Source organism: Microbacterium sp. Leaf179, from assembly GCF_001423785.1.
In the GTDB taxonomy this organism is placed as follows: domain Bacteria; phylum Actinomycetota; class Actinomycetes; order Actinomycetales; family Microbacteriaceae; genus Microbacterium.
On sequence record NZ_LMPH01000001.1, the window covers coordinates 1,110,509 to 1,133,489 of the forward strand.

Here is a 22,981-nt window from a genome sequence, read left to right on the forward strand (position 1 = left end):
AAGGATGCGGTGCGTCTCAGCTGATCAGCAGCAGCTGATGCCCGGCCGACACCGTGGTGCCGGCGGTCGCGTCGATGCCGGTGACGGTTCCGTCTTTGTGGGCCTGCAGGGGCTGCTCCATCTTCATCGCCTCGAGAACGACGACCAGGTCGCCCTTGACGACCTGCTGTCCTTCTTCGACGGCGACCTTGACGATCGTGGCCTGCATGGGCGACTTCACCGCGTCGCCCGTGGCGCCGGCGGCGGGCGAGGCGGCGTGCGAGCGTCGGGACGGCGGGGCCGCGGCCGGGCGGCCCACCTGCGGAGCGGCGGCCGAGATGCGGTCGGGCAGGCTCACCTCGAGGCGCTTGCCCGCGACCTCGACGACGACGGTGTGCCGGCCGGCGGCGGTGGCGGGAGCCTCGAGCTCGCCGTCCCACGCGGGGATGTCGTTGTCGAACTCGGTCTCGATCCACCGCGTGAAGACGCCGAACGTGCCGTCCTCGGCGGTGAAGGCGGGGTCGCGGACCACCTTGCGGTGGAAGGGGAGCACGGTGGGCATGCCGGCGACCTCGAACTCGTCGAGCGCACGGCGCGAACGCTCGAGCGCCTCGGCGCGGTCGCGGCCGGTCACGATGATCTTCGCCAGCAGCGAGTCGAACGCGCCCGAGACGCTGTCGCCCGCGGTCACGCCCGAGTCGAGGCGGATACCGGGGCCGCCGAACGTCTTGAAGACGTGGATCGGACCGGGCTGGGGCAGGAACCCGCGGCCCGGGTCTTCTCCGTTGATGCGGAACTCGATCGAGTGGCCGACCGGGGCGGGGTCGTCGTAGCCGAGCTCCTCGCCCTCGGCGAGGCGGAACTGCTCGCGCACGAGGTCGAGGCCGGTGACCTCTTCCGAGACGGGGTGCTCGACCTGCAGGCGCGTGTTGACCTCGAGGAACGAGATGGTGCCGTCGGCGCCGATCAGGAACTCGCAGGTTCCGGCACCGACGTAGCCGACCTCGCGCAGGATCGCCTTGGATGCCGTGTAGAGGATCTCGTTCTGCGCGTCGGTGAGGAACGGCGCCGGCGCCTCTTCGACGAGCTTCTGGTGGCGACGCTGCAGCGAGCAGTCGCGCGTCGACACGACCACGACGTTGCCGCTCGCGTCGGCCAGGCACTGGGTCTCGACGTGGCGCGGCTTGTCGAGGTACTTCTCGACGAAGCACTCGCCGCGGCCGAAGGCGGCGACGGCCTCGCGCGTGGCCGATTCGAACATCTCGGCCACTTCGTCGAGTTCGCGCGCCACCTTGAGCCCGCGTCCGCCGCCGCCGTAGGCGGCCTTGATGGCGATGGGGAGCCCCACCTGCTCGGCGAAGGCGATGACCTCGTCGGCGCCCGAGACGGGACCGGGCGTGCCGGGGGCGAGCGGGGCGCCCACCTTTTCGGCGACGTGGCGGGCGGTGACCTTGTCGCCCAGGGCCTCGATGGCATCCGGCGACGGACCGATCCACACGAGCCCCGCCGCGATCACGGCGCGGGCGAAGTCGGCGTTCTCCGCGAGGAAGCCGTAGCCGGGGTGCACGGCGTCGGCGCCGGAGCGCCGGGCGATCGAGAGGATCTTGTCGATGGAGAGATAGGTGTCGGCGCTGGTGGCGCCGTCGAGGGCGTAAGCCTCATCAGCGAGGCGGGTGTGCAGGGCGTCGCGGTCCTGGTCGGCGTAGACGGCGACGGACGCCTTGCCCGAATCCCGGGCGGCACGGATGATTCGGACGGCGATCTCGCCGCGGTTGGCGACAAGGACCTTGGCGATCTTCGGCATCCTCCCAGCCTAGCGAGGGGTCCCCCCTCCCTTTTGACCCTCCTCGACAAGAAACGCCGAAAAACGTGTGCGGGAGTCTACGAACGGTTCCACAGGTCCGTCCACGAGCCGCCGAGTTCGCGCACCAGGCGGCGCACGGTCGACAGTGACATCCCGACGACGGTCGACGGGTCGCCCTGCACGTTCCGAATGAACGCGCCCCCCAGGCTGTCGACGGTGAACGCCCCGGCCACCAACAGGGGTTCGCCGCTGGCGACGTAGGCCGCGATCTCGTCGTCGTCGACGTCGTCGGCGAAGGTGACCGAGGCCTCGGCGACGGCGGACGCCTCGGTGGGCGCGGCGCCGGGGGAGAGGCGGAACACGCTGTGCCCCGAGTGCAGCACCCCGGTGCATCCGCGCATCGCGCGCCAGCGCGCGGTCGCCGCCTCGGGCGTGTAGGGCTTGCCGAGGATCTCGTCGCCGAGCTCGAACATCGAGTCGCCCCCGACGACGAAGCCCTCGAAGTCCGGGTCGTCGGCCCACAGGCGCTGAGCGACGTCGGCGGCCTTGCGCCGCGCGAGCAGCAGCACGTGCTCGGCGGCGGGCAGGCGTCGCCCCTCGGCGGCTTCCACCTCGGCGATCACGGCCTCTTCGTCGACCTGCGGCGCGCGCGCCTCGGGTTCGATCCCCGCTTGGCGCAGCAGCATCAGTCGGGCGGGGGAAGTGGATGCCAGGCACACGCGCATGCGTCCACGCTACCCACGTGCGGGCACACCGCCGGGCGGCACCCGACCCGTCGGGGCCGTCGCCACCGCCCCGGCCGTTCGACAGGCTCCCGGTGCTCCGTCCGCGGCGCCGGCGCCGCGCGGTGTCCCGGCCGCATGTGACAGGCTCGGAGGATGCACGACGGCGACCTCATCGATCTCGACATCACCGGTATCGCGCACGGCGGCGTCTTCGTCGGGCGGCACGAGGGGCGCGTGGTGTTCGTCTCCGACACCCTGCCCGGCGAGCGCGTGCGCGCGCGCGTCACCGACACGCGCAAGAAGGCGTTCTGGCGTGCCGAGGCCGTCGAGGTGCTTGACGCCGCAGCCGACCGGCGACCGCACGTGTGGGCGGCGGCCGACATCGACGTCGATCCGGCAGAGCGTCCCGGCGGTGCGGAGTTCGGGCACATCGCCCTCGAGCACCAGCGCGCGTTGAAGGAGCGGGTCATCCGCGAGTCCCTGGAGCGCGTGGGTCGCCTCGACCTCCCGGTCGAGGTGCGTTCCGCCGGCGATGACGCCGACCCCGAGTCCGCCGACGGCACGGGATGGCGCACCCGCGTGAGCCTGCACGTCGACGAGAGCGGCCGCGTCGGCGCGTACGCCGCCCGTTCGCATCGCGTGATCGAGACGCCCGACCTGCCCCTCGCCACCGCCGAGGTCGCCCGCGCCGCCGCCGCCCTGCGGGGGAGTGAGCCGGGTCGCATCGATCTCGTCCAGCCGGCCGACGGCCGCGTCCGGGTGCTCGTGCGACCCGACGGCGTGAAATCGCGTCCCGCGCCCGAGGTCGTCGAGGAGCGCGTGGGGGATCGCGTGTTCCGCGTCGACGCCGGCGGCTTCTGGCAGGTGCATCGCCTCGCGGCGCGCACCCTCACCTCGCTGGTCTCCGAAGAGATCGCGGCCATCGGCGGCCTCGACCCCGAGGCGCTGCACCTCGACCTGTACGGCGGGGTCGGCCTGTTCGCCGCTACCCTCGGCGATCTCGGTGGCCCCTCGACGCGTGTCGTCAGCGTGGAGTCCGACCCGCGCGCCACCGAGCACGCGGGCGAGAACCTGGCCGAGTGGATCGGTGCGCGCGCCGAGACGGCTCGCGCCGACCGCTTCGTCGCCAAGCTCGCCGCCGACGCCTCGGAGCGCGAACGCGAGCGCCTCGGGCGCGGCGTGGTGCTGCTCGACCCGCCGCGCGCGGGGGCGGGCCGCGAGGTCGTCGAGGGCATCGCCGCCCTGGCCCCCTCGACGGTGGTCTACGTCGCGTGCGACCCGGTGGCCCTGGCCCGCGATCTGTCGACATTCGCCGACCTGGGGTATCGCGCCGATCGCGGAATCCGTGGCATCGACCTGTTCCCCCACTCGCATCACGTCGAAGCGGTGGCCGTTCTTCGCCGATGACCCGCCGATCGGCGGGTCTGCAAGCCCTCGCACGGCACCTCCGCATGGATACGATGAACCAATGACGCGCGTCGCCCTCATCGATGATCACGAGTCGGTCCGGCTCGGACTCGAAGCCGCACTGACGCGCACCGAAGCCACCGATGTGGTCTTCTCCGGCGCGAACGTCTCGTCTTACCTCGCCTGGCGTCGCGCGTCGGCCACGTCGCCGGCCGATGTCGTCGTCCTCGACCTCACCCTCGGCGATGGCACGACGGTGTCCGAGAACGTCGACCGCGTCGTGCGCGACGGATCCAGCGTCATCATCCACAGCGTCGCCGATCGCGCCGCCGCGGTGCGCGAGGCGCTCGCCGCGGGAGCGGCCGGCATCGTGAGCAAGTCGTCTCCGACGCACGAGGTCCTGGGCGCCATCGCGGTGGTCGCCCGCGGCGAACTGCTCGACAACGTCGAGTGGGCCAGCGCGGTCGAGGGCGACCGCGAGTTCGCCGACGCTCAGCTGTCGGCGCGTGAGCGCGAGGTCCTGCGGCTGTACGCGGCCGGATTGCCGCTCAAAGCCGTCGCAGAGCGGCTCGGAGTGGCGTACTCGACCGCGAAAGAGAACATCACGCGCGTGCGGGTGAAGTACGTCGAGGTCGGACGCCCGGCGCCGACCAAGGTCGACCTGCTGCGGCGGGCCATGGAAGACGGCATCCTGCACGACGCGCCCGACGCCCCCGCGGGCCATGGGTGAGAACGACCGGTCGGTCCTGGACGAAGCGTGGGGACGCATCCCCCACACTCGTGAGGTCCAAGCCGACACGGGTTCCTTCACGCAGACCCGCATCGAGCGGGTCCTCACGATCATCGTGGGGCCGGCGTCCCTCGTCCTGGGGGCTCAGGCGTTCGTCGCCGCGTTCGTCCCGGGCGACGAGGCCGCGGGATGGCATCTGCCCCTCGTCATCGGCGTGTTCGTCCCGCTCGTCGCCATGATCGTGGCGTGCGCGGTGGGGCGTTTCGCCCGCACGTTCTCGGGGATCTTCGCCGTTCTCTTCCTGGTCGCGCTCGCGCTCTGGCCGGTGGCCACGGCCGGCGGCCCGACCCCCGTGCCCACCGAGAACCCGTGGATCTTCTACCTCGTCAACGTCGCCACGGTCGCCGCGGTCGTGGCCTTCCCGCTGCCGTTCCAGATCGCGTGGACGCTCGCCGCACCCCTGCTGTTCGGCGTCGTGCGGCTGGTGCAGGCCGGCGGGCGGCCCGAGTTCATCGTGCCGATCCTGCTCGACGTGTCGTTCGCGCTGATCCTCGGCAGCGTGCTGCTCACCCTGGCGTGGATGTACCGCTCTATCGCGGCCAACGTCGACCAGGCGCGCACGCTCGCGGTGTCGAGCTACGCGACCGCGGCGGCTACCGCCGCCAGCGAGCACGAGCGCATCGCGGTGGCGGCCCTGATGCACGACAGCGTGCTGGGGGCTCTGCTGGCCGCGGAGCGCGCCGGCACCCCGCGGGAGCGGACCCTCGCGGTCAGCATGGCGCGTGAGGCTCTCACGCGTCTGGCCAACGCCGAGAAGGACGCCCTCGAGGGCAGCGACGAGCCGGTCCCCGCCTCGAGGCTCGCCGACGACATCGAGATCGCCGCGCGCGACCTGGGTGTGGAGATCGAGGTGGCGCGCCGCGTCGAGGAGGGCACTCCCCGCGTGCCCGGACGCGTGGCCCGTGCGCTCGTGCTCGCGGCGATGCAGGCCGTCGCGAACGCCGTGCAGCACGCCGACGCGCAGGGGCTGACCGTCCAGCTCACCGGTGATGCCGCGCCCGGAGGCGTCGCCGTGCGCGTGCGCGACTCCGGAGGCGGATTCGTGCTCGACTCGATCCAGCCCGATCGTCTCGGCATCCGGGGCTCGATCATCGCCCGCCTGACGGCGGTCGGGGGACGCAGTGACATTGAGTCGGGTCCGACGGGCACCACCGTCACGCTCGAGTGGGAGAGCGGTGACCGCTGGTGACCGTCCGTTCCATCCTCTCGGGGATCGCCCTCGCATTCACCGCCTATCTCGCGGCGCGCGGTCTGCTGTGGACCGAGCCCGACACCGTCGAACGCGGGTGGCTGATCGTGGCCGCGCTCGTGCTGTACCTGCCGGTGACGTGGCTGTGGGTCTTCGCGATCGGCACGGGCACCCCCGAGCAGTCCGCCGAACCCCGGGTGGCGCGGCGCGTGCCCAACTGGGGCGTGGCGCTGGCGATGCTGGCGGCCGTCGTCGTCCCCAACGCGACCTTCTTCGCGGTGACCGAGGCGGGCCGGACGCAACCGTTCGTGACCTGGGTGATCGGCGCCATCGGCGCGTTGATGACCATCATCATGATCCGTCGGCGTCCGATCGTCGCGTGGGTCGGCATGGCGGTGCTCACCCTGTCGGCGTCGTTCTGGCTCGGCCCGCTCGCCGCCTTCAGCCTGGGTCTCGTCGGCTCTCTGGTCTGGGTCGCCGCCGCCCAGCTCGTGATGATCGCTCTGGATCGCACGGCCCGCGACGCCGACCATCTCGCGGAGCTGCAGCAGGCCGCGTCGGCCTGGCAGGCTTCGCAGAGCGGCCGGCAGCGGGAACGTCGTATCCACGTGCAGCGGGCGTTGCAGGCGGCCGGCCCCGTGCTGGCCCGCACCATCGAGTCGGGGGGCAACCTCCGGCCGTCCGACAAGGCCGCTGCGCGCCGCGCCGAGGCCAGCCTCCGCGACGAGCTGCGCGGCACACGCCTGCTCGACGACGGCGTCCGCGCCGAGATCGACGCTGCGCGCCGGCGCGGGGCCGTGGTGAACCTCTTCGACGAGGGTGGGCTCGCGGGGCTCGGCGCGGCCGACCTCGACGACATCCGCACGGAACTGGCATCCGTCCTCAGCGATGCCGTCTCGGAGCGCCTGATCATCCGCACGTCGCCGCACCACGAGGTGGCGGTGACGGTCGTCGGGCGCTCCCGCGGCGAGGGCGGCTCCGGCGACGACGATGAGGTCGACCTCTGGCGGGAGATCCGCCGACCCCGCTGACAGCCGGGGCCGGGGGCGGAGGGGGGAACCGCCGACGCACGTGCACCGAGAAGACCGAGGGGTGAGGGGCGGCGTGATCGCCGACCCCTCACCCGGGCGGACAGTTACCCGAAAACTGCCCGCAAAGCCGGAACCGGCTCTCAGAGCGGTCCGACCGAACGCATGATGCGTTCCAGCTCCTCCAGTATTCGACAGCTGTCCCACCGTCGTCTGTAGGCATTTCGGGGGACACTTCCGAGGTTCAGGCGGTGAATCCGTTCCAGCCGGCGATGCGGTCGAGCGGCCGGCGCAGCCCGCGCGCCGAGAGCTCCCACCGCGAGCGCGTCGCGGTCTCGGGCACCGTGGCGTCGGCCACCTCGCGCAGGTAGGCCTCGCTGACCACGACGACCGCCGCAGCCAGCTCCTCGTCGGTGGGGGTGCCGCGGACGACCTCGGCGACGGCGCGCGGTGCGCCGGGGTCGATCCCGGCGTCGGTGCTCGGCCGGCTCACAGCGGGATGTTCCCGTGCTTCTTGGCGGGCAGGCTCGCGCGCTTGTTGCGCAGGGCCCGCAGGGCCTTGGCGATCGACACGCGCGTCTGCGCCGGTTCGATGATCCCGTCGAGTTCACCGCGTTCGGCGGCGAGGAACGGCGATGCCACGTTGTACGTGTATTCGTTGGCCAGGCGCGTGCGCACGGCGGCGACGTCTTCGCCGGCCTCTTCGGCGCGTTTGATCTCGCCGCGGTACAGGATGTTGACCGCGCCCTGACCGCCCATGACGGCGATCTCGGCGGTGGGCCAGGCGAGGTTGATGTCGGCGCCGAGCTGCTTCGAGCCCATGACGATGTAGGCCCCGCCGTAGGCCTTGCGCAGGATCACCGTCACCAGCGGCACGGTGGCCTCGGCGTAGGCGTACAGCAGCTTCGCGCCGCGGCGGATGACGCCGGTCCACTCCTGGTCGGTGCCGGGGAGGTAGCCGGGGACGTCGACGAGGGTGACGATGGGGATCGAGAACGCGTCGCAGAAGCGCACGAACCGGCTGGCCTTCTCGCCGGCGTCGATGTTGAGGGTGCCCGCCATCTGCGACGGCTGGTTGGCGATGATGCCGACCGTGCGTCCCTCGATGCGGCCGAAGCCGATCACGATGTTCGGGGCGAACAGCGGCTGCACCTCGAGGAAGTCGGCGCCGTCGACGAGCCCGGAGATGACCGTGTGGATGTCGTACGGCTGGTTGGGGGAGTCGGGGATGACCGTGTTGAGCGAGCGATCGGCATCGGTCGTCTCGAACTCGAACGGGGTGTCGTACACCGGGATCTCGGCGAGGTTGTTGTCGGGGAGGTAGCCGATGAGGCTCCGCGCGTAGTCGATCGCGTCGTCCTCGTCGTCGGCGAGGTAGTGCGCGACGCCCGAGCGGGTGTTGTGCGTGTGCGCGCCGCCGAGCTCTTCCATCCCGACGTCCTCGCCGGTGACGGTCTTGATCACGTCGGGACCGGTGACGAACATCTGGCTGGTCTTGTCGACCATGATGACGAAGTCGGTGAGGGCGGGGGAGTACACGGCCCCTCCGGCGGCGGGGCCCATGATGAGCGAGATCTGCGGGATGACGCCCGAGGCCGCGGTGTTCAGGCGGAAGATCTCGCCGTACTTGCCGAGGGCCACGACGCCCTCCTGGATGCGCGCTCCGCCGGAGTCCAGGATGCCGATGATCGGGATGCCGCTGCGCAGGGCCAGCTCCATCACCTTGATGATCTTGTCGCCGGCGACCTCGCCGAGCGACCCGCCGAAGGTCGAGAAGTCCTGCGCGTACACCGCGACGGTGCGGCCGTGGATGGTGCCGGTGCCGGTGACGACCGAGTCGCCGTAGGGGCGGGACTTGTCCATGCCGAAGGCGGTGGTGCGGTGGCGGACGTACTCGTCGAGTTCGACGAACGAGCCGGGGTCGACCAGCATCTCGAGGCGCTCGCGCGCGGTGAGCTTGCCCTTCGCGTGCTGCTTGTCGCGGGCGGCGGCTTCGGCGTCGACGACCGCCTCCTGGAACCTGGTGCGCAGGTCCGCGATCTTGCCGGCGGTGGTGAAGAGATCGGGCTGGTCGGTCACGCTTTCCACCCTAGCGACCGCGACGGCACCGGCGTTGGAGGGTACGCACAAGCGAAACCGTGGGGTGCTGTGGCATCCGTCCACCGCCGTCCCTGCCCGGTGACGCGCCGAGGCGCAAGACGGGTGCCCCGATCCGGCGGGATCCCTAGGGTGTGGTGCATGGCGATTCCCTCAGACGGTTACCCGCGCACCGCGGCCCGGAGCCCCCGTGTCCAGGTGGTCGAGACCACCGACTCCACGAACGCCGACGTCGTCGCCGCGGTCACGCACGATCCGGCCGGTTGGCCCCACCTGTCGCTGCTGGTGACCGACGACCAGCGCGCGGGGCGCGGGCGGCTCGACCGGTCGTGGACGGCGCCGGCGGGGACCGCGCTCGCGGTGTCGCTGGTGGTCGACGCCTCGACGATCCCCCTCGCGCTGCGCGGCTGGGTGCCGCTCGCGGCGGGCGCCGCGATGACGCGGGCGATCCGTACCCAGCTGACCGGTCACGGGGGCACCGCCGAGCTCAAGTGGCCGAACGACGTCCTCGTCGACGGCGGCAAGATCTGCGGCATCCTGGCCGAGGCCGTGCCGGGGACCTTCGACACGGTCGTGGTCGGCGCGGGGATCAACACGCGCATGAGCCGTGCCGATCTGCCGGTGACCACGGCCACCTCGTTCGCCGCGATCGGTGCCGAGTGCGACGACGACCGGCTGCTCTCCGACTATGTCGAGCACTTCGACGAGCTGCTGTCGCACCTGTCGTCGGGAGGAGCCGAGCGCGTGCACCGCGACATCGAGAAGCTGTGCACGACGATCGGGCGCGAGGTCACTGTCTCGCTTCCCGACGGAACGAGCGTGCGGGGGCGCGCGTCGCGCCTCGACGGGGATGGTCGCCTGGTCGTTGAATCCGGAACGATCGAGACGATCGTCTCGGCCGGCGACGTCGTCCACGTGCGCTGACGGGCACGCGCGCCGACGGGCACGTGCGCCGACGGGCACGTGCGCCGACGGGCACGCGCGCCGACGGACGCGAGGGCGCACGGGCGATGACCCCGCCGCCGTTCCGCGTGTGCGACGGGTCTGACGCGGCTCACGCCGCACAATGAGAACGTGACCCAGCCGACCAGCTCGATCGGGCGCCCGCGCACGCCGGCGCCGGGCACCGCCGCGCCGGAACTGCGCATCGCGCGACTGCGGGCCCACGCGCGGCGTCTGACGTGGTCGGCCCTCGTCCTGATCGCGGTCGCGGGGGCGACGGCCTACTTCTACGACAACCTCCCGGCGCCGTACGAGAACTGGATGCTGCTGACGACGGCCGGTGCGCTCGTGCTGCTGCTCGTGGTCATCCCGTTCCTCGTCTGGCTCTCGCACACCTGGACCATCACGACGCGCCGGGTGATCGAACGCTCGGGACCGTTCGGGGCGAACCACCGCGAGATCTCACACGTGCGGGGCTACGCGATCCAGATGCGGCGCGGCATCCTGCAGCGCCTGTGGGGCGCGGGCACCCTGTCGCTGTCGAACGGCGTGGAGCCGGCGCTGCGCATGAAGAACATCCCGAACGCGGTGCTCGTGCACGAGACCCTCGTCGACCAGGTCGAGGTCAACCAGATCCTGGCGCACCGCGATTCGCAGACGTTCGGCTCGGGCTCGGTCGACGTCTGACCCGAGCGGCGCCTCCCGGAGTGGGCGGCATCCGGCTCGCGCCCCCGTGACGGGCCCGACAGAATGGATGCCGACGGAAGGAGCGGCATGGTGCTGCGAGTCGGAGTGGTCGGTGGCGGACAGCTGGCGCGGATGATGATCGCGCCCGCCGTGGAGCTGGGGCTCGAGATCCGCGTTCTCGCCGAAGACGAGGGGATGTCCGCGGCGCTGGCGGCGACCGCCGTGGGCGACTATCGCGACGTCGACACCGTGCTGGCGTTCGCTCGCGACGTCGACGTGATCACCTTCGACCACGAGCACGTGCCGCAGGACGTCCTGGCCGCCCTCGTCGATGCCGGTGTCGCCGTGCACCCGGGTCCCGCCCCGCTGGGGGTGGCGCAGGACAAGCTCGTCATGCGTCGGCGCATGGCCGAGCTCGGCCTCCCGCAGCCCGAATGGGCGGCCGTCTCCGACGCCGCCGACCTGCAGTCCTTCCTCGACGACCACGGCGGTCGCGCGGTGGTGAAGACCCCGCGCGGCGGGTACGACGGCAAGGGCGTGCGCGTCGTGTCGGCCGCGACCGAGGCCGACGACTGGTTCGCCGCCCTGGCCGAGGACGGCAACGGGGGCTCGCTCCTGGTCGAGGAACTCGTCGACTTCACCCGCGAGCTCGCGCAGCAGGTGGCGCGGCGTCCGTCGGGCGAGGTGCGCGCTTACCCGATCGTCGAGACCGTGCAGCGCGGCGGCGTCTGCGCCGAGGTGCTCGCCCCGGCCCCCCGCGCGGCCGACCGGGTGCAGCGCGTCGCCGCCGAGATCGGTGTCGCCGTGGCCGAGGGCCTGGGGGTCACGGGCATGCTCGCGGTCGAGCTGTTCGAGACCACCGACGAGCGCATCCTCATCAACGAGCTCGCGATGCGCCCGCACAACAGCGGGCACTGGACGCAGGACGGGGCGGTCACCAGCCAGTTCGAGCAGCACCTGCGCGCGGTTCTCGACCTGCCGCTGGGGTCCACGGATGCCATCGCGCCCTGGTCCGTCATGATCAACGTGCTCGGCGGTCCCGTGGACGGCACCCTCGAGGAGCGCTTCGCGCCGGCCATGGCCGCCCACCCGTCGGCGAAGATCCACACCTACGGCAAGGCCCCCCGGCCGGGTCGCAAGGTGGGGCACGTCACCGTCATCGGCGACGACCTCGACGATGTGGTCTACGAGGCGCGCGGCGCCGCGGCGTTCTTCGACTGAGCCCGCGCTCGCGCGCCGTTCCGGCTTCTTCCAGCGAGCCGCCCTACTCTGGACCGGTGACCCGGCCGCTGCATTCCTCCGAGACGCCCGTGGTCGGCGTCGTCATGGGCTCCGACTCCGACTGGCGCGTGATGAGCGACGCCTCTCAGATGCTCACCGAGTTCGGCATCCCCCACGAGGTGGAGGTCGTCTCGGCGCACCGCACCCCCGACAAGCTCATGCGCTACGGCCGCGAGGCCCGCGGCCGGGGGCTGCGCGCGATCATCGCGGGGGCCGGGGGCGCCGCGCACCTGCCGGGGATGCTGGCCTCGGTCACCGCCCTGCCGGTCATCGGCGTCCCGGTGCAACTGGCGACCCTCGACGGTCTCGACTCCCTGCTGAGCATCGTGCAGATGCCCGCCGGCATCCCGGTGGCGACCGTCTCGATCAACGGGGCGAAGAACGCGGGGCTGCTCGCCGCGCGCATCCTGGGCACCTCCGACGACGCGGTGGCCGATCGGATCGAGTCGTACGCCCGCGACCTCGAGGCCCAGGTCGAAGAGAAGAACCGCCGCTTGAAGGACTCCCTGTGAGCGTGGCGGCCCCGCCGCGCCCCCGCCGGCAGGCGCCGCTCATCGAGTCGCGCCCGCTGCGCAACCCCGATGCCTCCGATCCCGCGGTGATGACCCGCCGCGGCTGGTGGCTCGTCGTGATGAACTTCCTCGTGCCGGGGTCGGCCCAAGTGCTCGCCGGCACCCGCCGGCTGGGGCGCATCGGCCTCGGCGCGACCCTCGCGATGTGGGCGATCCTCGTGCTCACCGCCGTCGGTGCGGCGCTCTGGCCGAGCGGGTTCTTCGCCCTGGCGACGGGCTCGTTCATCCCCGAGTTCCTGTCGTGGTTCCGCCCGCTGCCGCTCACCCTCGTGCAGATCGCCCTGGTGGCCTACGTCGTGCTGTGGGTCGTGCTCACGATCGACACCCTGCGTCTGGTGCGCCTGGTCAAGGTCGGGCCCGTGGCGAGGATCGGCATGACGATCGTCTCGGTCGGCCTGCTCGTGCTCTCGGGATCGGGGGCGGCGTGGGCCGCGCAGACCGCGGGCGCCACGCGCGACGCGTTCGCCGACATCTTCTCGCAGTCGGCGCCCGTCGTGCCGCCCTCCGACGGGTACTACAACATCCTCCTTCTCGGCGCCGACTCCGGCGAGGGTCGCGACTCCATGCGCTTCGACAGCATCTCGGTGGTCTCGGTCAACGCCACCACCGGCGCGACGACCATCACCGGCATCCCGCGCGACATGCCGGGCTTCCCCTTCGCTCCGGGCCCGATGCAGGACGAGTACCCCAACGGCCACGAGGGCAAGTTCGACCCGACCTGCGGGTGGGGGAGCGGCATCAATCAGCTGCGCACCGAGGTCGAGGTGTGCCAGGACGGCAACGCGCTGTACCCGAACGCCGTGTCGCAGGGCTCCGAGCCCGGCATCGAGGCCACGAAAGACGCGGCGGAGGGCATCCTCGGCATCCAGATCCCGTACTACGTGCTCATCGACATGAAGGGCTTCGCCGACGTGATCGACGCGCTCGGCGGAATCGACATCACCGTCAACGAGCGCCTGCCCAAGGGCGGCCCCGCCTACGACGGGCAGCCCGTCGACGACTGGGCGTTCGGCTGGGTCGAAGCGGGCGCGCAGCACATGGACGGCGACACCGCCCAGTGGTTCGCCCGTTCGCGCTACACGACCAGCGACTTCGACCGCATGGGTCGCCAGCGGCAGCTGCAAGAGGCGATCCTCGCCCAGTTCACGCCGCAGAACGTGCTCTCGCACTTCCAGGAGGTCGCGAAGGCGGGAACGAACGTCGTCGAGACCGACCTTCCGCAGGGCCTCATCGCCCCCACGCTCGTCGACCTCGCGCTGAAGGCCAAGGGACAGCCCGTCGGCACGCTGGAGCTGACCCCCGAGGGCGGCGTCGACGAGTTCGACCCCGACTACGCCCAGGTGCAGCAGATGGTGCGCGACAGACTGCACCCGCCGACCGAGACGGAAAGCCCCACCCCATGACCGTCACCCTGCGCGTCGTCCTCGACCAACTCGTCTCACCGACCTCGCGCGACCTCGCCGAGGCCTCGGCGTCTCTCACCCAGGCGCTCGTCGACACCGCCCCGCGCGGCTGCGACGTGGCGGCGATCGTCCCCGCGCCCGGGCTGCCCGACGACGTCGGCGTGACCGGGCTCACCTCCGAGACGCGCCTGGCCGTGCGCCGTCGCGAGCTCGCGACCTCGTGGCAGCTCGGGGTCGCCCCCGGGATTGGCAAGGGCCTCATCCACTCGCCGACCGCCCTCGCCCCCCTCGTGCGCCACGACCGCGTCAACGAGACGCACCAGATCGTGGTGACCCTGTGGGATCTGCGCGCCTGGGAGACGCCCGACGAGCTGCCCAAGGCCGAGATCCTCGCGAGCCGCGCCCTGCTCTCGCGCGTCGCCAAGCACGCCGACGCCGTCGTGGTTCCCACCCACGCGATGGCCGAGCGTCTCGCCGAGGTCGCCAAATCCAAGCTCGTGCAGAAGGTGCGCGTCATCGGCGGCGCCCCCGCCGCGGGCTTGCGTGTGCCCTCGGATGCCGTGGGACGCCTGCGCGCACTCGATCTGCCCCTGTCTTTCCTCGCCGCCGCCGGAGGTGCCGCCGCCTCGGACGGACTCGCCGAGGTGTTCTCGGCCGTCGTCGCCTCGGGCTGGGAGGGCGACGTCGTGGTGTTGGACGTCCCCGAGGGGGAGGAACCGGCGATCGCCGACATCGCGGCGGCGGCGGGTCTCGCCGAGGCCCGCGTGCACGCGCGCGGCTCCCTCGACCGCTGGGACCGCGCGGCGGTGCTCTCGCACGCCGCGGCCTTCGTCACCGCGTGCGGACGCACCGATTGGCCGTGGCGCCCGGTCGACGCGCTCGCCGTGGGCGTGCCGATCGTCGCCCTCGACACCCCGGTGCACCGCGAGGTGCTCGCCGACGCCGCGGTCTTCGCGGCCGCCGACGAGCTGGGCGCGGCCGTGGCACGGGCCATCGCAGAAGACGCCGACCGACTGCGGGTCCTCGCCGGCGACCGGGCGAAGGGCTTCGCCTGGGAGGCCTGCGCCGACCGGGTCTGGGCCCTGCACGCCGAGTTGTGACCGCAGCGGACGACAGCGCGACGGCCCCCTAAGCTCGGACGCATGCCTGCACCCGTCGGGATCGTCGTCCGCACCCGTCAGCGTCCCGGATTCCTCCGGCGGGCGTTGACCGACATCGCCGCCCAGACCGAGACCGAGTGGCGTCTCGTCGTCGTCAACGACGGGGGAGACCCCGCCGAGGTCGACGCGATCGTCGCCGCCGCGGAGCTCGGCGATCGCGTCGACGTCATCCACATCGCCCCGGGAGACGGAGGGCGGTGCGCGGCGGCGAACGCCGGCATCCGCTCCCTGCGCACCGACTATGTCGTGCTGCACGACGACGACGACCGGTGGCATCCGGAGTTCCTCGCCCGCACCGGTGCCTGGCTCGACGCGCACCCCGACCAGGCGGCCGTCTCGGCGGCGACCGAGATCGTCTACGAAGAGAACCGCGGCGGCGCGTGGGTCGAGGTCGGCCGGGCCCCCTTCTGGGCGGGCATGACGCGGATCTCACTCGGCGAGATGATGTCGGTCAACCGCGCGGTGCCCATCTCGTTCGTCTACCGCCGTGCGCTGCACGACGAGGTGGGTGGGTACGACGAGACCCTTGACGCCGTCGAGGACTGGGACTTCTACCTGCGCATCCTGCGCGGGCACGACATCGGCTTCCTCGGCGGGGAGCCCCTGGCCTTCTGGACGCAGCGCCCCGACTCCGTCGGGCTCGACGCCAACAGCATGTTCGGCCTGGCCGCCGAGCACGCCCGCGACGACGCCGTCGTGCGCGACCGCGCCCTCGCCGAGTGGGTGCAGCGAGAGGGGGCCGGTCTGCCGCTGTACATGTCGGCCCTGCAGGCCCAGTTGAGCGCTCAGCTCGACGGCGTCGCGGAGCGTCTGCGGGCCGAGATCCGCGACGATCTGCGGCGCGAGATCGACGCGCACCAGCCGGTTCTCTCGCGCCTGCGGGGGTGGCGCCGCCGCCTCGGGCGTCGGTAACGGCCGCTTACCGATTCCACGCAATATTCCCATCCGTCACTCAAGCCACGCATAATGAACGCGTGAAGCACGCTTTCGACGCCGCCCGCCCGTCTCGCTCGAGGCGCGCGCGTGTCGCGCTGCCCGGCCTCCTGCTCGTGGCGGGTGTGCTGACGCTTTCGGCCTGCGCCACCCCGGTGGCGGGGGCCAGCCCGTCGCCGACCGCGTCGGCCACGGCGTCTGCCTCGCCGACGCCGACGGCGTCGCCGTCCGAGACCGCGGCTCCCGAGCCGACTCCCACCGATAGCGCCACCGCCGACGCCCCGTACAACGGCGAGGTGCTCGTCATCACGTCAGAGGTGCGCGACGGCAACCTCGAGGTCACCGCGATGGTCCCCGGGGTGTCGGAATCGGGGGGAACCTGCACGCTGACGCTCGACGACACCCAGGCGTCCGTATCGGTCTCCGCCAACGAGGGCAAAGACGTCACTTACTGCGGCGTGATGTCGATCGCCGTCGACACGACCTCCGCCGACGTCGCGTTCCACGTCGGCTACTCCTCGTCGAACCTGCGCGCGCAGTCCGAGACGGCCACGATCGAGCTCGCGCCGTGAGGCAGCGGTCGCGCCGCCGCAGCGTTGCGGCGGTCATCGCCACGTGGGCCTGCGCCATCGCGCTGCTGGCCGCGGTGCCCGTCACCCTCCCCGCGACGATCGCCCCGGTCGAGTCGGCCGCCGCGGCCGACGCCCGCGACTTCAACCCGGGCAACATCATCGACGACGCGGTCTTCTACGACGGCTCGGCGATGGGTGCCGGCGAGATCCAGAGCTTCCTCAACGGCAAGGTCACCACCTGCCGGTCGGGCTACACCTGCCTCAAGGACTACCGGCAGAACACCGACGACCGCCCCGCCGACAAGTACTGCAACGGGTACGCCGGCGCGGCCAACGAGAGCGCCGCGACCATCATCGACAAGGTCGCGCGCTCGTGCGGGATCAGCCAGAAGGCGCTGCTCGTCCTGCTGCAGAAAGAGCAGGGCCTGGTCACCTCGACCGCCCCATCGGCCTGGAACTACTCCGCGGCCACCGGCCAGGGCTGCCCCGACACCGCGCCGTGCGACGCGTCGACCCAGGGCTTCTTCTACCAGGTCTACTACGGCGCCCGGCAGTTCGAGGTGTACCGCATGAACCCCAGCTGGTGGGGCTACCAGGCGGGCCGCTGGAACAACATCCTCTACAACCCCAGCGCGAGCTGCGGCACGCAGCGGGTCTTCATCGAGAACCAGGCCACCGCGGGGCTCTACATCTACACCCCGTACGTGCCCAACCAGGCGGCGTTGAACAATCTCTACGGCGAGGGCGACGGCTGCTCGGCCTACGGAAACCGCAACTTCTGGCGTACCTACTCCGACTGGTTCGGCTCGACGCAGGCCGGCGGCCGCCCCTTCGGCAACCTCGACGCCATCGAGGCGTACCCCGGCGGCATCCGTGTGCGGGGGTGGGCGATCGATCCCGACACCTCCGACCCGATCCAGGTGCACGCCTACCTCGCGGGCGACGCCACCGCGCTCACCGCCGACGGCGACCGACCCGATGTGGGCTCGGCCTATCCCGGCAGCGGCAGTAGGCACGGCTTCGATTCGCGCATCCCCGTGACCCAGGGGGGCAGTGGGCAGGTGTGCGTCTACGCCATCAACACCGCCCGCGGGTCCAACGTGACCCTCGGATGCCGCGACATGCCGTTCTACACCGGGTCACCGGTGGGCGCGGTCGACGCGGTCAAGGTCTCGTCGGGCTCGGTCACGGTCTCGGGATGGGCCATCGACCCCGACACGGCCTCGTCGATCGACGTGCACGCGTACGTCGACGGAGTCGGGACGGCGCTCCGCGCCTCCGGCTCGCGCACCGACCTCGCCACGCACTACCCCGTGCACGGCACGAAGCACGGCTACAGCGCGACGCTGAAGGTCCCGCTCGATGCGAAGCAGATCTGTCTGTACGGGATCAACACGGGTCGCGGCGACAACACGACCCTCGGCTGTCGCAGCATCATGACGCCGGCCTCGCGCGACATCGGTCGCGCGCCGATCGGCAGCCTCGATGCCGTCGACGTGGCGGGCACGTCGGCCCGCGTGTCGGGCTGGGCGATCGACCCCGACACGAAGAAGTCCATCCCGGTGCACATCTACGTCGCCGGAGCCGGTCGGGCCATCACCGCCGACGACTCCCGTCGCGATGTCGGTGGGGCCTACCCCGCGTACGGCAACGCCCACGGCTTCTCCGAGGTCGTCGACCTGGTGCCCGGCAGGAGCACTGTCTGCGTCTACGCCATCAACACCTCGGGCGCCAACACCACCCTCGGATGCCGCGACGTCACCGCGGCCGATCAGGGGCGCGCGCCCATCGGGAACTTCGAGTCGGTCTCGGTCTCGGGGCGCAGCGCCACCGTGACCGGCTGGGCACTCGACCCCGACACCGTGCGTCCCATCGCGGTGCGCATCTCGGTCGACGGCAAGGTGACCCGCCTCACCGCCCAGGCCAACCGCCCCGACGTGGCCGGCGCCTATCCCGTGTACGGAGCGGCCCACGGGTTCTCGCGCGCGGTGGACATCCCCATCGGCCCCTCGAAGGTCTGCGTCACCGCCGTCAACACGAGTGGGCCCGACACCGACCTCGGATGCCGTTCGATCACCACGCGCGACGAGGGGCGCACCCCGATCGGCAGCGTCGACGAGGTGAGCGTCTCGGGCACGACCGCCACGGTGCGCGGGTGGGCGATCGATCCCGACACCGCGCGTCCCATCGCCGTCCACGTGTACGTCGGGGGTTCTGCTACGGCGCTCACCGCCGACCGGAGCCGGCCCGACGTGGGCGCGGCGTATCCGCCCTACGGTTCGGCGCACGGGTATCAGACGAACGTGCCGATCCCGGTCGGCACCTCGCGCGTGTGCATCTACGCGATCAACACCGCCGGTGCCAACCCCCTGCTGGGCTGCCGCACCGTGATCGGCATGGCCGGTGCCCCGGTGGGCCGTCTCGATGCGGCCAGCGGAGGGACCGGCACGGTGTCGGTGCGGGGCTGGGCGTTCGACCCCGACGTGAAGGGTCCCGTGACCGTGCGGGTCGCCATCGACGGCACGACGCGCGAGGTCCGGGCAGACAAGAATCGGCCCGACGTGGGGGCGGCCTTCCCGGCCGCCGGCTCGGCGCACGGTTTCGAGCAGCGGCTGACGGCCTCGAAGGGCAATCGGCGGGTGTGCGCGAGCGTCGTCGACGACAAGGGCGGTTCTCCCGTGTCGCTGGGCTGCACCTCGGTGACGGTCCGCTGAGGCAGGGCGAGCCGAACCGCTGAACGGGCCCGTCGATCGTCGCTGCGATCTACGGGCCCGTTCAACGTGGTCGGGGAGTCGGAGCGCGTCGTACGCACTCCGGTGCGGGGGCGGCCGCGGACTGTCCCGACGTGGCTTGCCCGCGGTCGTTTCGTGGTCGCCGTCTCGGTTGGCGTGGGCGCTGTGTCGCCTCGTCGGCGCACCTGGAGGCCCGCGCGTTCGAGCGTCAGCCTCGAGTGGCGCTCACCGCGTCGGGGAGGGCGGACACGCGCTCGCTCACGGGCGTTCGAGGTACTCGCGCAGTCGCACGCCGGCGTCGCCGAGCGGAACACCGGCGGTCTCGGTCGCTCGCGCGTCGAGGACGCTGTTCAGCGGACGCGGGGCCACCGGCCCCTGAGCGCCGGCGAAGTACTCGTCGGTGCTCACGCCGCTGACGCGCCCGGGGTCGTGACCTGTCAGCTCGAACACCCGGCGGGCGATGTCGAACCAGGTGGTCGGTTCGCCCTGGCCGGTGACGTTGTAGACACCGGCGGGGGCGCGCGTGTCGAGCAGGGCGCGGATCGCGGCCGCGATGTCGACGGTGAACGTCAGGCGTCCCACCTGGTCGTCGACCACACGCGGATCGATACCGCGTTCGGCGAGCGAGGCCATGGTGCGCACGAAGTTGTTGCCTTCGCCGATCACCCAGCTGGTGCGCAGGATGTAGTGGCGGGGGACCGCCGACACGAGGGCGTCGCCCGCGGCCTTCGTCTGGCCGTAGACGCCGAGCGGTGAGACGACGTCGTCGGTCGCGTAGGCGCCGTCCTTCGTCCCGTCGAAGACGTAGTCGCTCGAGACGTGCACGAGGGTGATGCCGTTGGCGGTGGCGATCCGGGCGAGCGCGGCCACCGCGGTGACGTTCGCGGCCCACGCCTCGGTACGCCCCTCCGGCGTCTCGGCCACGTCGACCTTGGTGTACGCGGCCGCGTTGATGATCGTGCCGTAGTCGCGCCAGCGGCGCGCGGTGTCGAGCTCGGGCGAGGTGAGGTCGAGCTCGGCGCGCGAGGCGTATTCGATCCACGGGTGGTCGCCGAACTCCGCGCGCAGAGCGAGGCCGAGCTGACCGTTCGCCCCGGTCACGAGGATCTTCTGCGGGGGCATGGGCACCACGTCGGCGAGGCGCGGGTGCTGGATGTCCTTGGCGCTGATCTCGACCTCGTCGAGGGGGATGGGCCACGCGATCGCGGCGGTCTCGTCGGCGAGGTTGAGGAAGGTGTACGTGGCGTCGGGCGACCAGTGGTCGTTGACGAGATAGGTGTACGCGGTGTCGGGTTCGAGCGTCTGGTACGAGTTGCCGACGCCGCGCGGCACGAAGATCGCCGTCGACGGGTCGAGCTCGGTGGTGAACACGGCGCCGAAGCTGTCGCCCTCGCGCAGGTCGACCCAGGCGCCGAAGATGCGGCCGGTGGCGACCGAGACGTACTTGTCCCACGGCTCGGCGTGGATGCCACGGGTCGTGCCGACGGCATCGTTGAACGAGATGTTGTTCTGCACCGGGCCGAAGTCCGGCAGCTCGATCCCGGCGGCCGTCATCTTCTCGCGCTGCCAGTTCTCTTTGAACCAGCCGCGGGCGTCGCCGTGGACCGGCAGATCGAGCACGACGAGCCCCGGGATGGGGGTCTCGCGCACCGACAGGGACTTGCCGAACTCGATGGACACCGTGGTCACTGTCCCTTGCTGGCGTAGAAGGCTTCGACGCCGTCCTTGGTGGGCGCCCACCAGGCTTCGTTGTCGCGGTACCAGTCGACCGTGGCGGCGAGCCCCGACTCGAAGTCGCCGTAGGTGGGCTTCCAGCCGAGCTCGGTGCGCAGCTTGGTCGAGTCGATCGCGTAGCGCAGGTCGTGTCCGGGCCGGTCGGTGACGAGGTCGTAGGCGTCGGTGGGCTGGCCCGCGAGCTGCAGGATCAGTTCGACGACGCTCTTGTTGTCCTTCTCGCCGTCGGCGCCGATGAGGTACGTCTCGCCGATCTCGCCCTTGTCGAGGATCGTCAGCACGGCGGACGAGTGGTCGTCGGCGTGGATCCAGTCGCGCACGTTCTCGCCCGTGCCGTACAGCTTCGGGCGAATTCCGCGGAGCACGTTGGTGATCTGGCGGGGGATGAACTTCTCGACGTGCTGGTACGGGCCGTAGTTGTTCGAGCAGTTGCTGATGGTCGCGCGCACGCCGAACGAGCGCACCCAGGCACGAACGAGCAGGTCGGAACCGGCCTTCGTCGAGGAATACGGCGACGACGGGTTGTACGGAGTGTTCTCGGTGAAGCGCGCGGGGTCGTCGAGTTCGAGGTCGCCGTACACCTCGTCGGTCGAGATGTGGTGGAAGCGCACGTCGTGACGACGCGCGGCCTCGAGCAGCGTGTAGGTGCCGATGATGTTGGTGTCGAGGAAGGGGCGCGGGTCGTGCAGCGAGTTGTCGTTGTGTGACTCCGCGGCGTAGTGCACCACGGCGTCGGCCTCGGCGACGAGCGGGTCGACCACGGCGGCGTCGGCGATGTCGCCCACGACCAGGCGCACGCGATCGGCGGGGAGCCCCTCGAGCGAGGCGCGGTTGCCCGCGTAGGTGAGCTTGTCGAGCACGGTCACCGTGTGGTCGGTGTGCGCGATGACGTGGTGCACGAAGTTGGAACCGATGAAACCGGCGCCACCGGTCACGAGAAGACGACTCATACCGACAGGTTACCGGGGCGCCCGGGCCGATCGCGGGGCACCCGGATTGGCAGGCGCCTCCGGATGGGGGAAACTGGACCTCATGCGCGGAATCATTCTGGCGGGCGGCACGGGCTCCCGACTGCACCCCATCACTCAGGGCATCTCGAAGCAGCTCGTACCGGTCTACGACAAGCCGATGATCTACTACCCCCTGTCGACCCTCATCCTGGCCGGGATCCGCGACATCCTCATCATCACGACGCCGCAGGACGCCGAGCAGTTCCAGCGGCTGCTGGGCGACGGTTCGCGCTTCGGGATCTCGCTCACCTATCGGGTGCAGCCCTCGCCGGACGGTCTCGCGCAGGCCTTCATCCTGGGCGAGGAGCACATCGGCTCCGACTCGGTCGCCCTCGTTCTCGGCGACAACATCTTCTACGGCCAGGGCATGGGAACGCGCCTGCGCCAGTACAGCGACCTCGACGGCGGTGTCGTCTTCGGATACCGCGTGGCCGACCCCACGGCCTACGGCGTCGTCGAGTTCGACGCCGAGGGGCGCGTCGTCTCGCTCGAAGAGAAGCCCGAGCACCCCAAGAGCAACTACGCGGTCCCGGGACTGTACTTCTACGACAACGACGTGATCGAGATCGCCCGTGCCCTCACGCCGTCGCCGCGCGGCGAGCTCGAGATCACCGACGTCAACCGCACCTACCTCGAGCAGGGGCGCCTGAGCGTCGAGCTGCTCCCGCGCGGCACCGCGTGGCTCGACACCGGCACCTTCGACTCGCTGAGCGAGGCGACGGAGTTCATCCGCACGGTCGAGAAGCGTCAGGGGCTGTCGATCGGTTGCCCCGAAGAGGTGGCGTGGCGCATGGGCTTCCTGTCCGACGACGAACTGCGCGCGCGCGCCGAGCCGCTGGTGAAGAGCGGCTACGGTCGCTACCTCCTCAGCGCTCTCGAACATGGTGCCGAGCGCTGAGCGGGAGCGGACGACACCTCTGACCGAGGAGACGTCCG

Annotated in this window: 20 protein-coding genes; 14 read left to right on the forward strand and 6 right to left on the reverse strand. The window is 71.4% G+C overall.

What is annotated here, in order from left to right:
• Positions 1 to 16: 16 nt before the first annotated feature.
• Positions 17 to 1,783 (reverse strand): ATP-binding protein, encoded by a 1,767-nt coding sequence (locus ASF96_RS05110; protein ID WP_055834416.1) that lies wholly within the window; start codon positions 1,781 to 1,783, stop codon positions 17 to 19.
• A 77-nt stretch (positions 1,784 to 1,860) separates the two neighbouring features.
• Positions 1,861 to 2,508, reverse strand: a complete 648-nt coding sequence (locus tag ASF96_RS05115; RefSeq protein WP_055936583.1) for a Maf family protein — start codon at positions 2,506 to 2,508, stop codon at positions 1,861 to 1,863.
• A 153-nt stretch (positions 2,509 to 2,661) separates the two neighbouring features.
• Between ASF96_RS05115 and ASF96_RS05120 the strand changes: the two genes are divergently transcribed.
• The 4 genes from ASF96_RS05120 (at position 2,662) to ASF96_RS05135 (ending at position 6,925) form a co-directional block, all read left to right on the forward strand.
• Positions 2,662 to 3,915, forward strand: a complete 1,254-nt coding sequence (locus ASF96_RS05120) for a class I SAM-dependent RNA methyltransferase (RefSeq protein WP_055936586.1) — start codon at positions 2,662 to 2,664, stop codon at positions 3,913 to 3,915.
• A gap of 61 nt (positions 3,916 to 3,976) precedes the next feature.
• Positions 3,977 to 4,645, forward strand: a complete 669-nt coding sequence (locus tag ASF96_RS05125) for a response regulator transcription factor (RefSeq protein ID WP_055834424.1) — start codon at positions 3,977 to 3,979, stop codon at positions 4,643 to 4,645.
• Positions 4,638 to 5,894 carry a sensor histidine kinase gene (locus tag ASF96_RS05130; RefSeq protein ID WP_055834427.1) on the forward strand — a complete coding sequence of 419 codons (1,257 nt, stop codon included), beginning with the start codon at positions 4,638 to 4,640 and terminating at the stop codon, positions 5,892 to 5,894. Before ASF96_RS05125 ends, ASF96_RS05130 begins: the two co-directional genes overlap by 8 nt.
• Positions 5,891 to 6,925 (forward strand): hypothetical protein, encoded by a 1,035-nt coding sequence (locus tag ASF96_RS05135; protein ID WP_082509295.1) that lies wholly within the window; start codon positions 5,891 to 5,893, stop codon positions 6,923 to 6,925. The genes ASF96_RS05130 and ASF96_RS05135 overlap by 4 nt, the downstream gene beginning before the upstream one ends.
• 241 nt (positions 6,926 to 7,166) lie before the next feature.
• On the opposite strand, the gene ASF96_RS05140 is transcribed toward ASF96_RS05135, so the two are convergent.
• Together ASF96_RS05140 and ASF96_RS05145 are read right to left on the reverse strand one after the other, a co-directional pair.
• Positions 7,167 to 7,415, reverse strand: coding sequence for an acyl-CoA carboxylase epsilon subunit (locus ASF96_RS05140; protein ID WP_055936589.1), 249 nt, complete (start codon positions 7,413 to 7,415; stop codon positions 7,167 to 7,169).
• The gene (locus ASF96_RS05145; RefSeq protein ID WP_191926318.1) at positions 7,412 to 9,001 is read right to left on the reverse strand and encodes an acyl-CoA carboxylase subunit beta; all 1,590 of its coding nucleotides are present in this window, start codon (positions 8,999 to 9,001) and stop codon (positions 7,412 to 7,414) included. Before ASF96_RS05145 ends, ASF96_RS05140 begins: the two co-directional genes overlap by 4 nt.
• 159 nt (positions 9,002 to 9,160) lie before the next feature.
• Between ASF96_RS05145 and ASF96_RS05150 the strand changes: the two genes are divergently transcribed.
• From ASF96_RS05150 to ASF96_RS05190, 9 genes are all read left to right on the forward strand, one after another.
• Positions 9,161 to 9,943, forward strand: coding sequence for a biotin--[acetyl-CoA-carboxylase] ligase (locus tag ASF96_RS05150; RefSeq protein WP_055834439.1), 783 nt, complete (start codon positions 9,161 to 9,163; stop codon positions 9,941 to 9,943).
• Between the two features lie 150 nt (positions 9,944 to 10,093).
• A complete protein-coding gene (locus ASF96_RS05155; RefSeq protein WP_055936592.1) occupies positions 10,094 to 10,648 on the forward strand; it encodes a PH domain-containing protein in 555 nt (184 codons plus the stop codon).
• Positions 10,649 to 10,735: 87 nt separating this feature from the next.
• On the forward strand, positions 10,736 to 11,869 hold the full coding sequence (locus ASF96_RS05160) for a 5-(carboxyamino)imidazole ribonucleotide synthase (protein ID WP_055834445.1): 1,134 nt from the start codon (positions 10,736 to 10,738) through the stop codon (positions 11,867 to 11,869).
• A gap of 104 nt (positions 11,870 to 11,973) precedes the next feature.
• Positions 11,974 to 12,441, forward strand: a complete 468-nt coding sequence (gene purE, locus ASF96_RS05165; RefSeq protein WP_055835907.1) for a 5-(carboxyamino)imidazole ribonucleotide mutase — start codon at positions 11,974 to 11,976, stop codon at positions 12,439 to 12,441.
• Positions 12,438 to 13,904 (forward strand): LCP family glycopolymer transferase, encoded by a 1,467-nt coding sequence (locus ASF96_RS05170; RefSeq protein ID WP_055936596.1) that lies wholly within the window; start codon positions 12,438 to 12,440, stop codon positions 13,902 to 13,904. Before purE ends, ASF96_RS05170 begins: the two co-directional genes overlap by 4 nt.
• Positions 13,901 to 15,004: a hypothetical protein gene (locus ASF96_RS05175; RefSeq protein WP_055936599.1), complete on the forward strand. Its 1,104-nt coding sequence runs from the start codon at positions 13,901 to 13,903 to the stop codon at positions 15,002 to 15,004. The genes ASF96_RS05170 and ASF96_RS05175 overlap by 4 nt, the downstream gene beginning before the upstream one ends.
• A 42-nt stretch (positions 15,005 to 15,046) precedes the next feature.
• Positions 15,047 to 15,976 carry a glycosyltransferase family A protein gene (locus tag ASF96_RS05180; RefSeq protein WP_055834452.1) on the forward strand — a complete coding sequence of 310 codons (930 nt, stop codon included), beginning with the start codon at positions 15,047 to 15,049 and terminating at the stop codon, positions 15,974 to 15,976.
• Between the two features lie 62 nt (positions 15,977 to 16,038).
• Positions 16,039 to 16,569, forward strand: a complete 531-nt coding sequence (locus ASF96_RS05185) for a hypothetical protein (protein ID WP_055936601.1) — start codon at positions 16,039 to 16,041, stop codon at positions 16,567 to 16,569.
• Complete coding sequence (locus ASF96_RS05190) at positions 16,566 to 19,283, forward strand: hypothetical protein (protein WP_235560533.1); 2,718 nt, start codon at positions 16,566 to 16,568, stop codon at positions 19,281 to 19,283. The genes ASF96_RS05185 and ASF96_RS05190 overlap by 4 nt, the downstream gene beginning before the upstream one ends.
• A 276-nt stretch (positions 19,284 to 19,559) precedes the next feature.
• On the opposite strand, the gene ASF96_RS05195 is transcribed toward ASF96_RS05190, so the two are convergent.
• Positions 19,560 to 20,981 (reverse strand): sugar nucleotide-binding protein, encoded by a 1,422-nt coding sequence (locus ASF96_RS05195; protein WP_055937713.1) that lies wholly within the window; start codon positions 20,979 to 20,981, stop codon positions 19,560 to 19,562.
• Positions 20,982 to 20,986: 5 nt separating this feature from the next.
• Positions 20,987 to 21,985 (reverse strand): dTDP-glucose 4,6-dehydratase, encoded by a 999-nt coding sequence (rfbB, locus tag ASF96_RS05200; RefSeq protein WP_055936604.1) that lies wholly within the window; start codon positions 21,983 to 21,985, stop codon positions 20,987 to 20,989.
• 82 nt (positions 21,986 to 22,067) lie between these two features.
• Here rfbB and rfbA point away from each other — a divergent pair, with 82 nt between their 5' ends.
• Positions 22,068 to 22,943 (forward strand): glucose-1-phosphate thymidylyltransferase RfbA, encoded by an 876-nt coding sequence (gene rfbA, locus ASF96_RS05205; protein WP_055936606.1) that lies wholly within the window; start codon positions 22,068 to 22,070, stop codon positions 22,941 to 22,943.
• Positions 22,944 to 22,981: the final 38 nt, after the last annotated feature.

What these genes read in the sequence shown, in the direction of transcription:
- rfbA (WP_055936606.1), top strand. Translation starts at nt 22,068, where the DNA reads ATGCGCGGAATCATTCTGGCGGGCGGCACGGGCTCCCGACTGCACCCC.
- rfbB (WP_055936604.1), bottom strand. Translation starts at nt 21,985, where the DNA reads ATGAGTCGTCTTCTCGTGACCGGTGGCGCCGGTTTCATCGGTTCCAAC.
- purE (WP_055835907.1), top strand. Translation starts at nt 11,974, where the DNA reads ATGGGCTCCGACTCCGACTGGCGCGTGATGAGCGACGCCTCTCAGATG.
- ASF96_RS05175 (WP_055936599.1), top strand. Translation starts at nt 13,901, where the DNA reads ATGACCGTCACCCTGCGCGTCGTCCTCGACCAACTCGTCTCACCGACC.
- ASF96_RS05150 (WP_055834439.1), top strand. Translation starts at nt 9,161, where the DNA reads ATGGCGATTCCCTCAGACGGTTACCCGCGCACCGCGGCCCGGAGCCCC.
- ASF96_RS05180 (WP_055834452.1), top strand. Translation starts at nt 15,047, where the DNA reads ATGCCTGCACCCGTCGGGATCGTCGTCCGCACCCGTCAGCGTCCCGGA.
- ASF96_RS05110 (WP_055834416.1), bottom strand. Translation starts at nt 1,783, where the DNA reads ATGCCGAAGATCGCCAAGGTCCTTGTCGCCAACCGCGGCGAGATCGCC.
- ASF96_RS05120 (WP_055936586.1), top strand. Translation starts at nt 2,662, where the DNA reads ATGCACGACGGCGACCTCATCGATCTCGACATCACCGGTATCGCGCAC.
- ASF96_RS05125 (WP_055834424.1), top strand. Translation starts at nt 3,977, where the DNA reads ATGACGCGCGTCGCCCTCATCGATGATCACGAGTCGGTCCGGCTCGGA.
- ASF96_RS05115 (WP_055936583.1), bottom strand. Translation starts at nt 2,508, where the DNA reads ATGCGCGTGTGCCTGGCATCCACTTCCCCCGCCCGACTGATGCTGCTG.
- ASF96_RS05130 (WP_055834427.1), top strand. Translation starts at nt 4,638, where the DNA reads ATGGGTGAGAACGACCGGTCGGTCCTGGACGAAGCGTGGGGACGCATC.
- ASF96_RS05160 (WP_055834445.1), top strand. Translation starts at nt 10,736, where the DNA reads ATGGTGCTGCGAGTCGGAGTGGTCGGTGGCGGACAGCTGGCGCGGATG.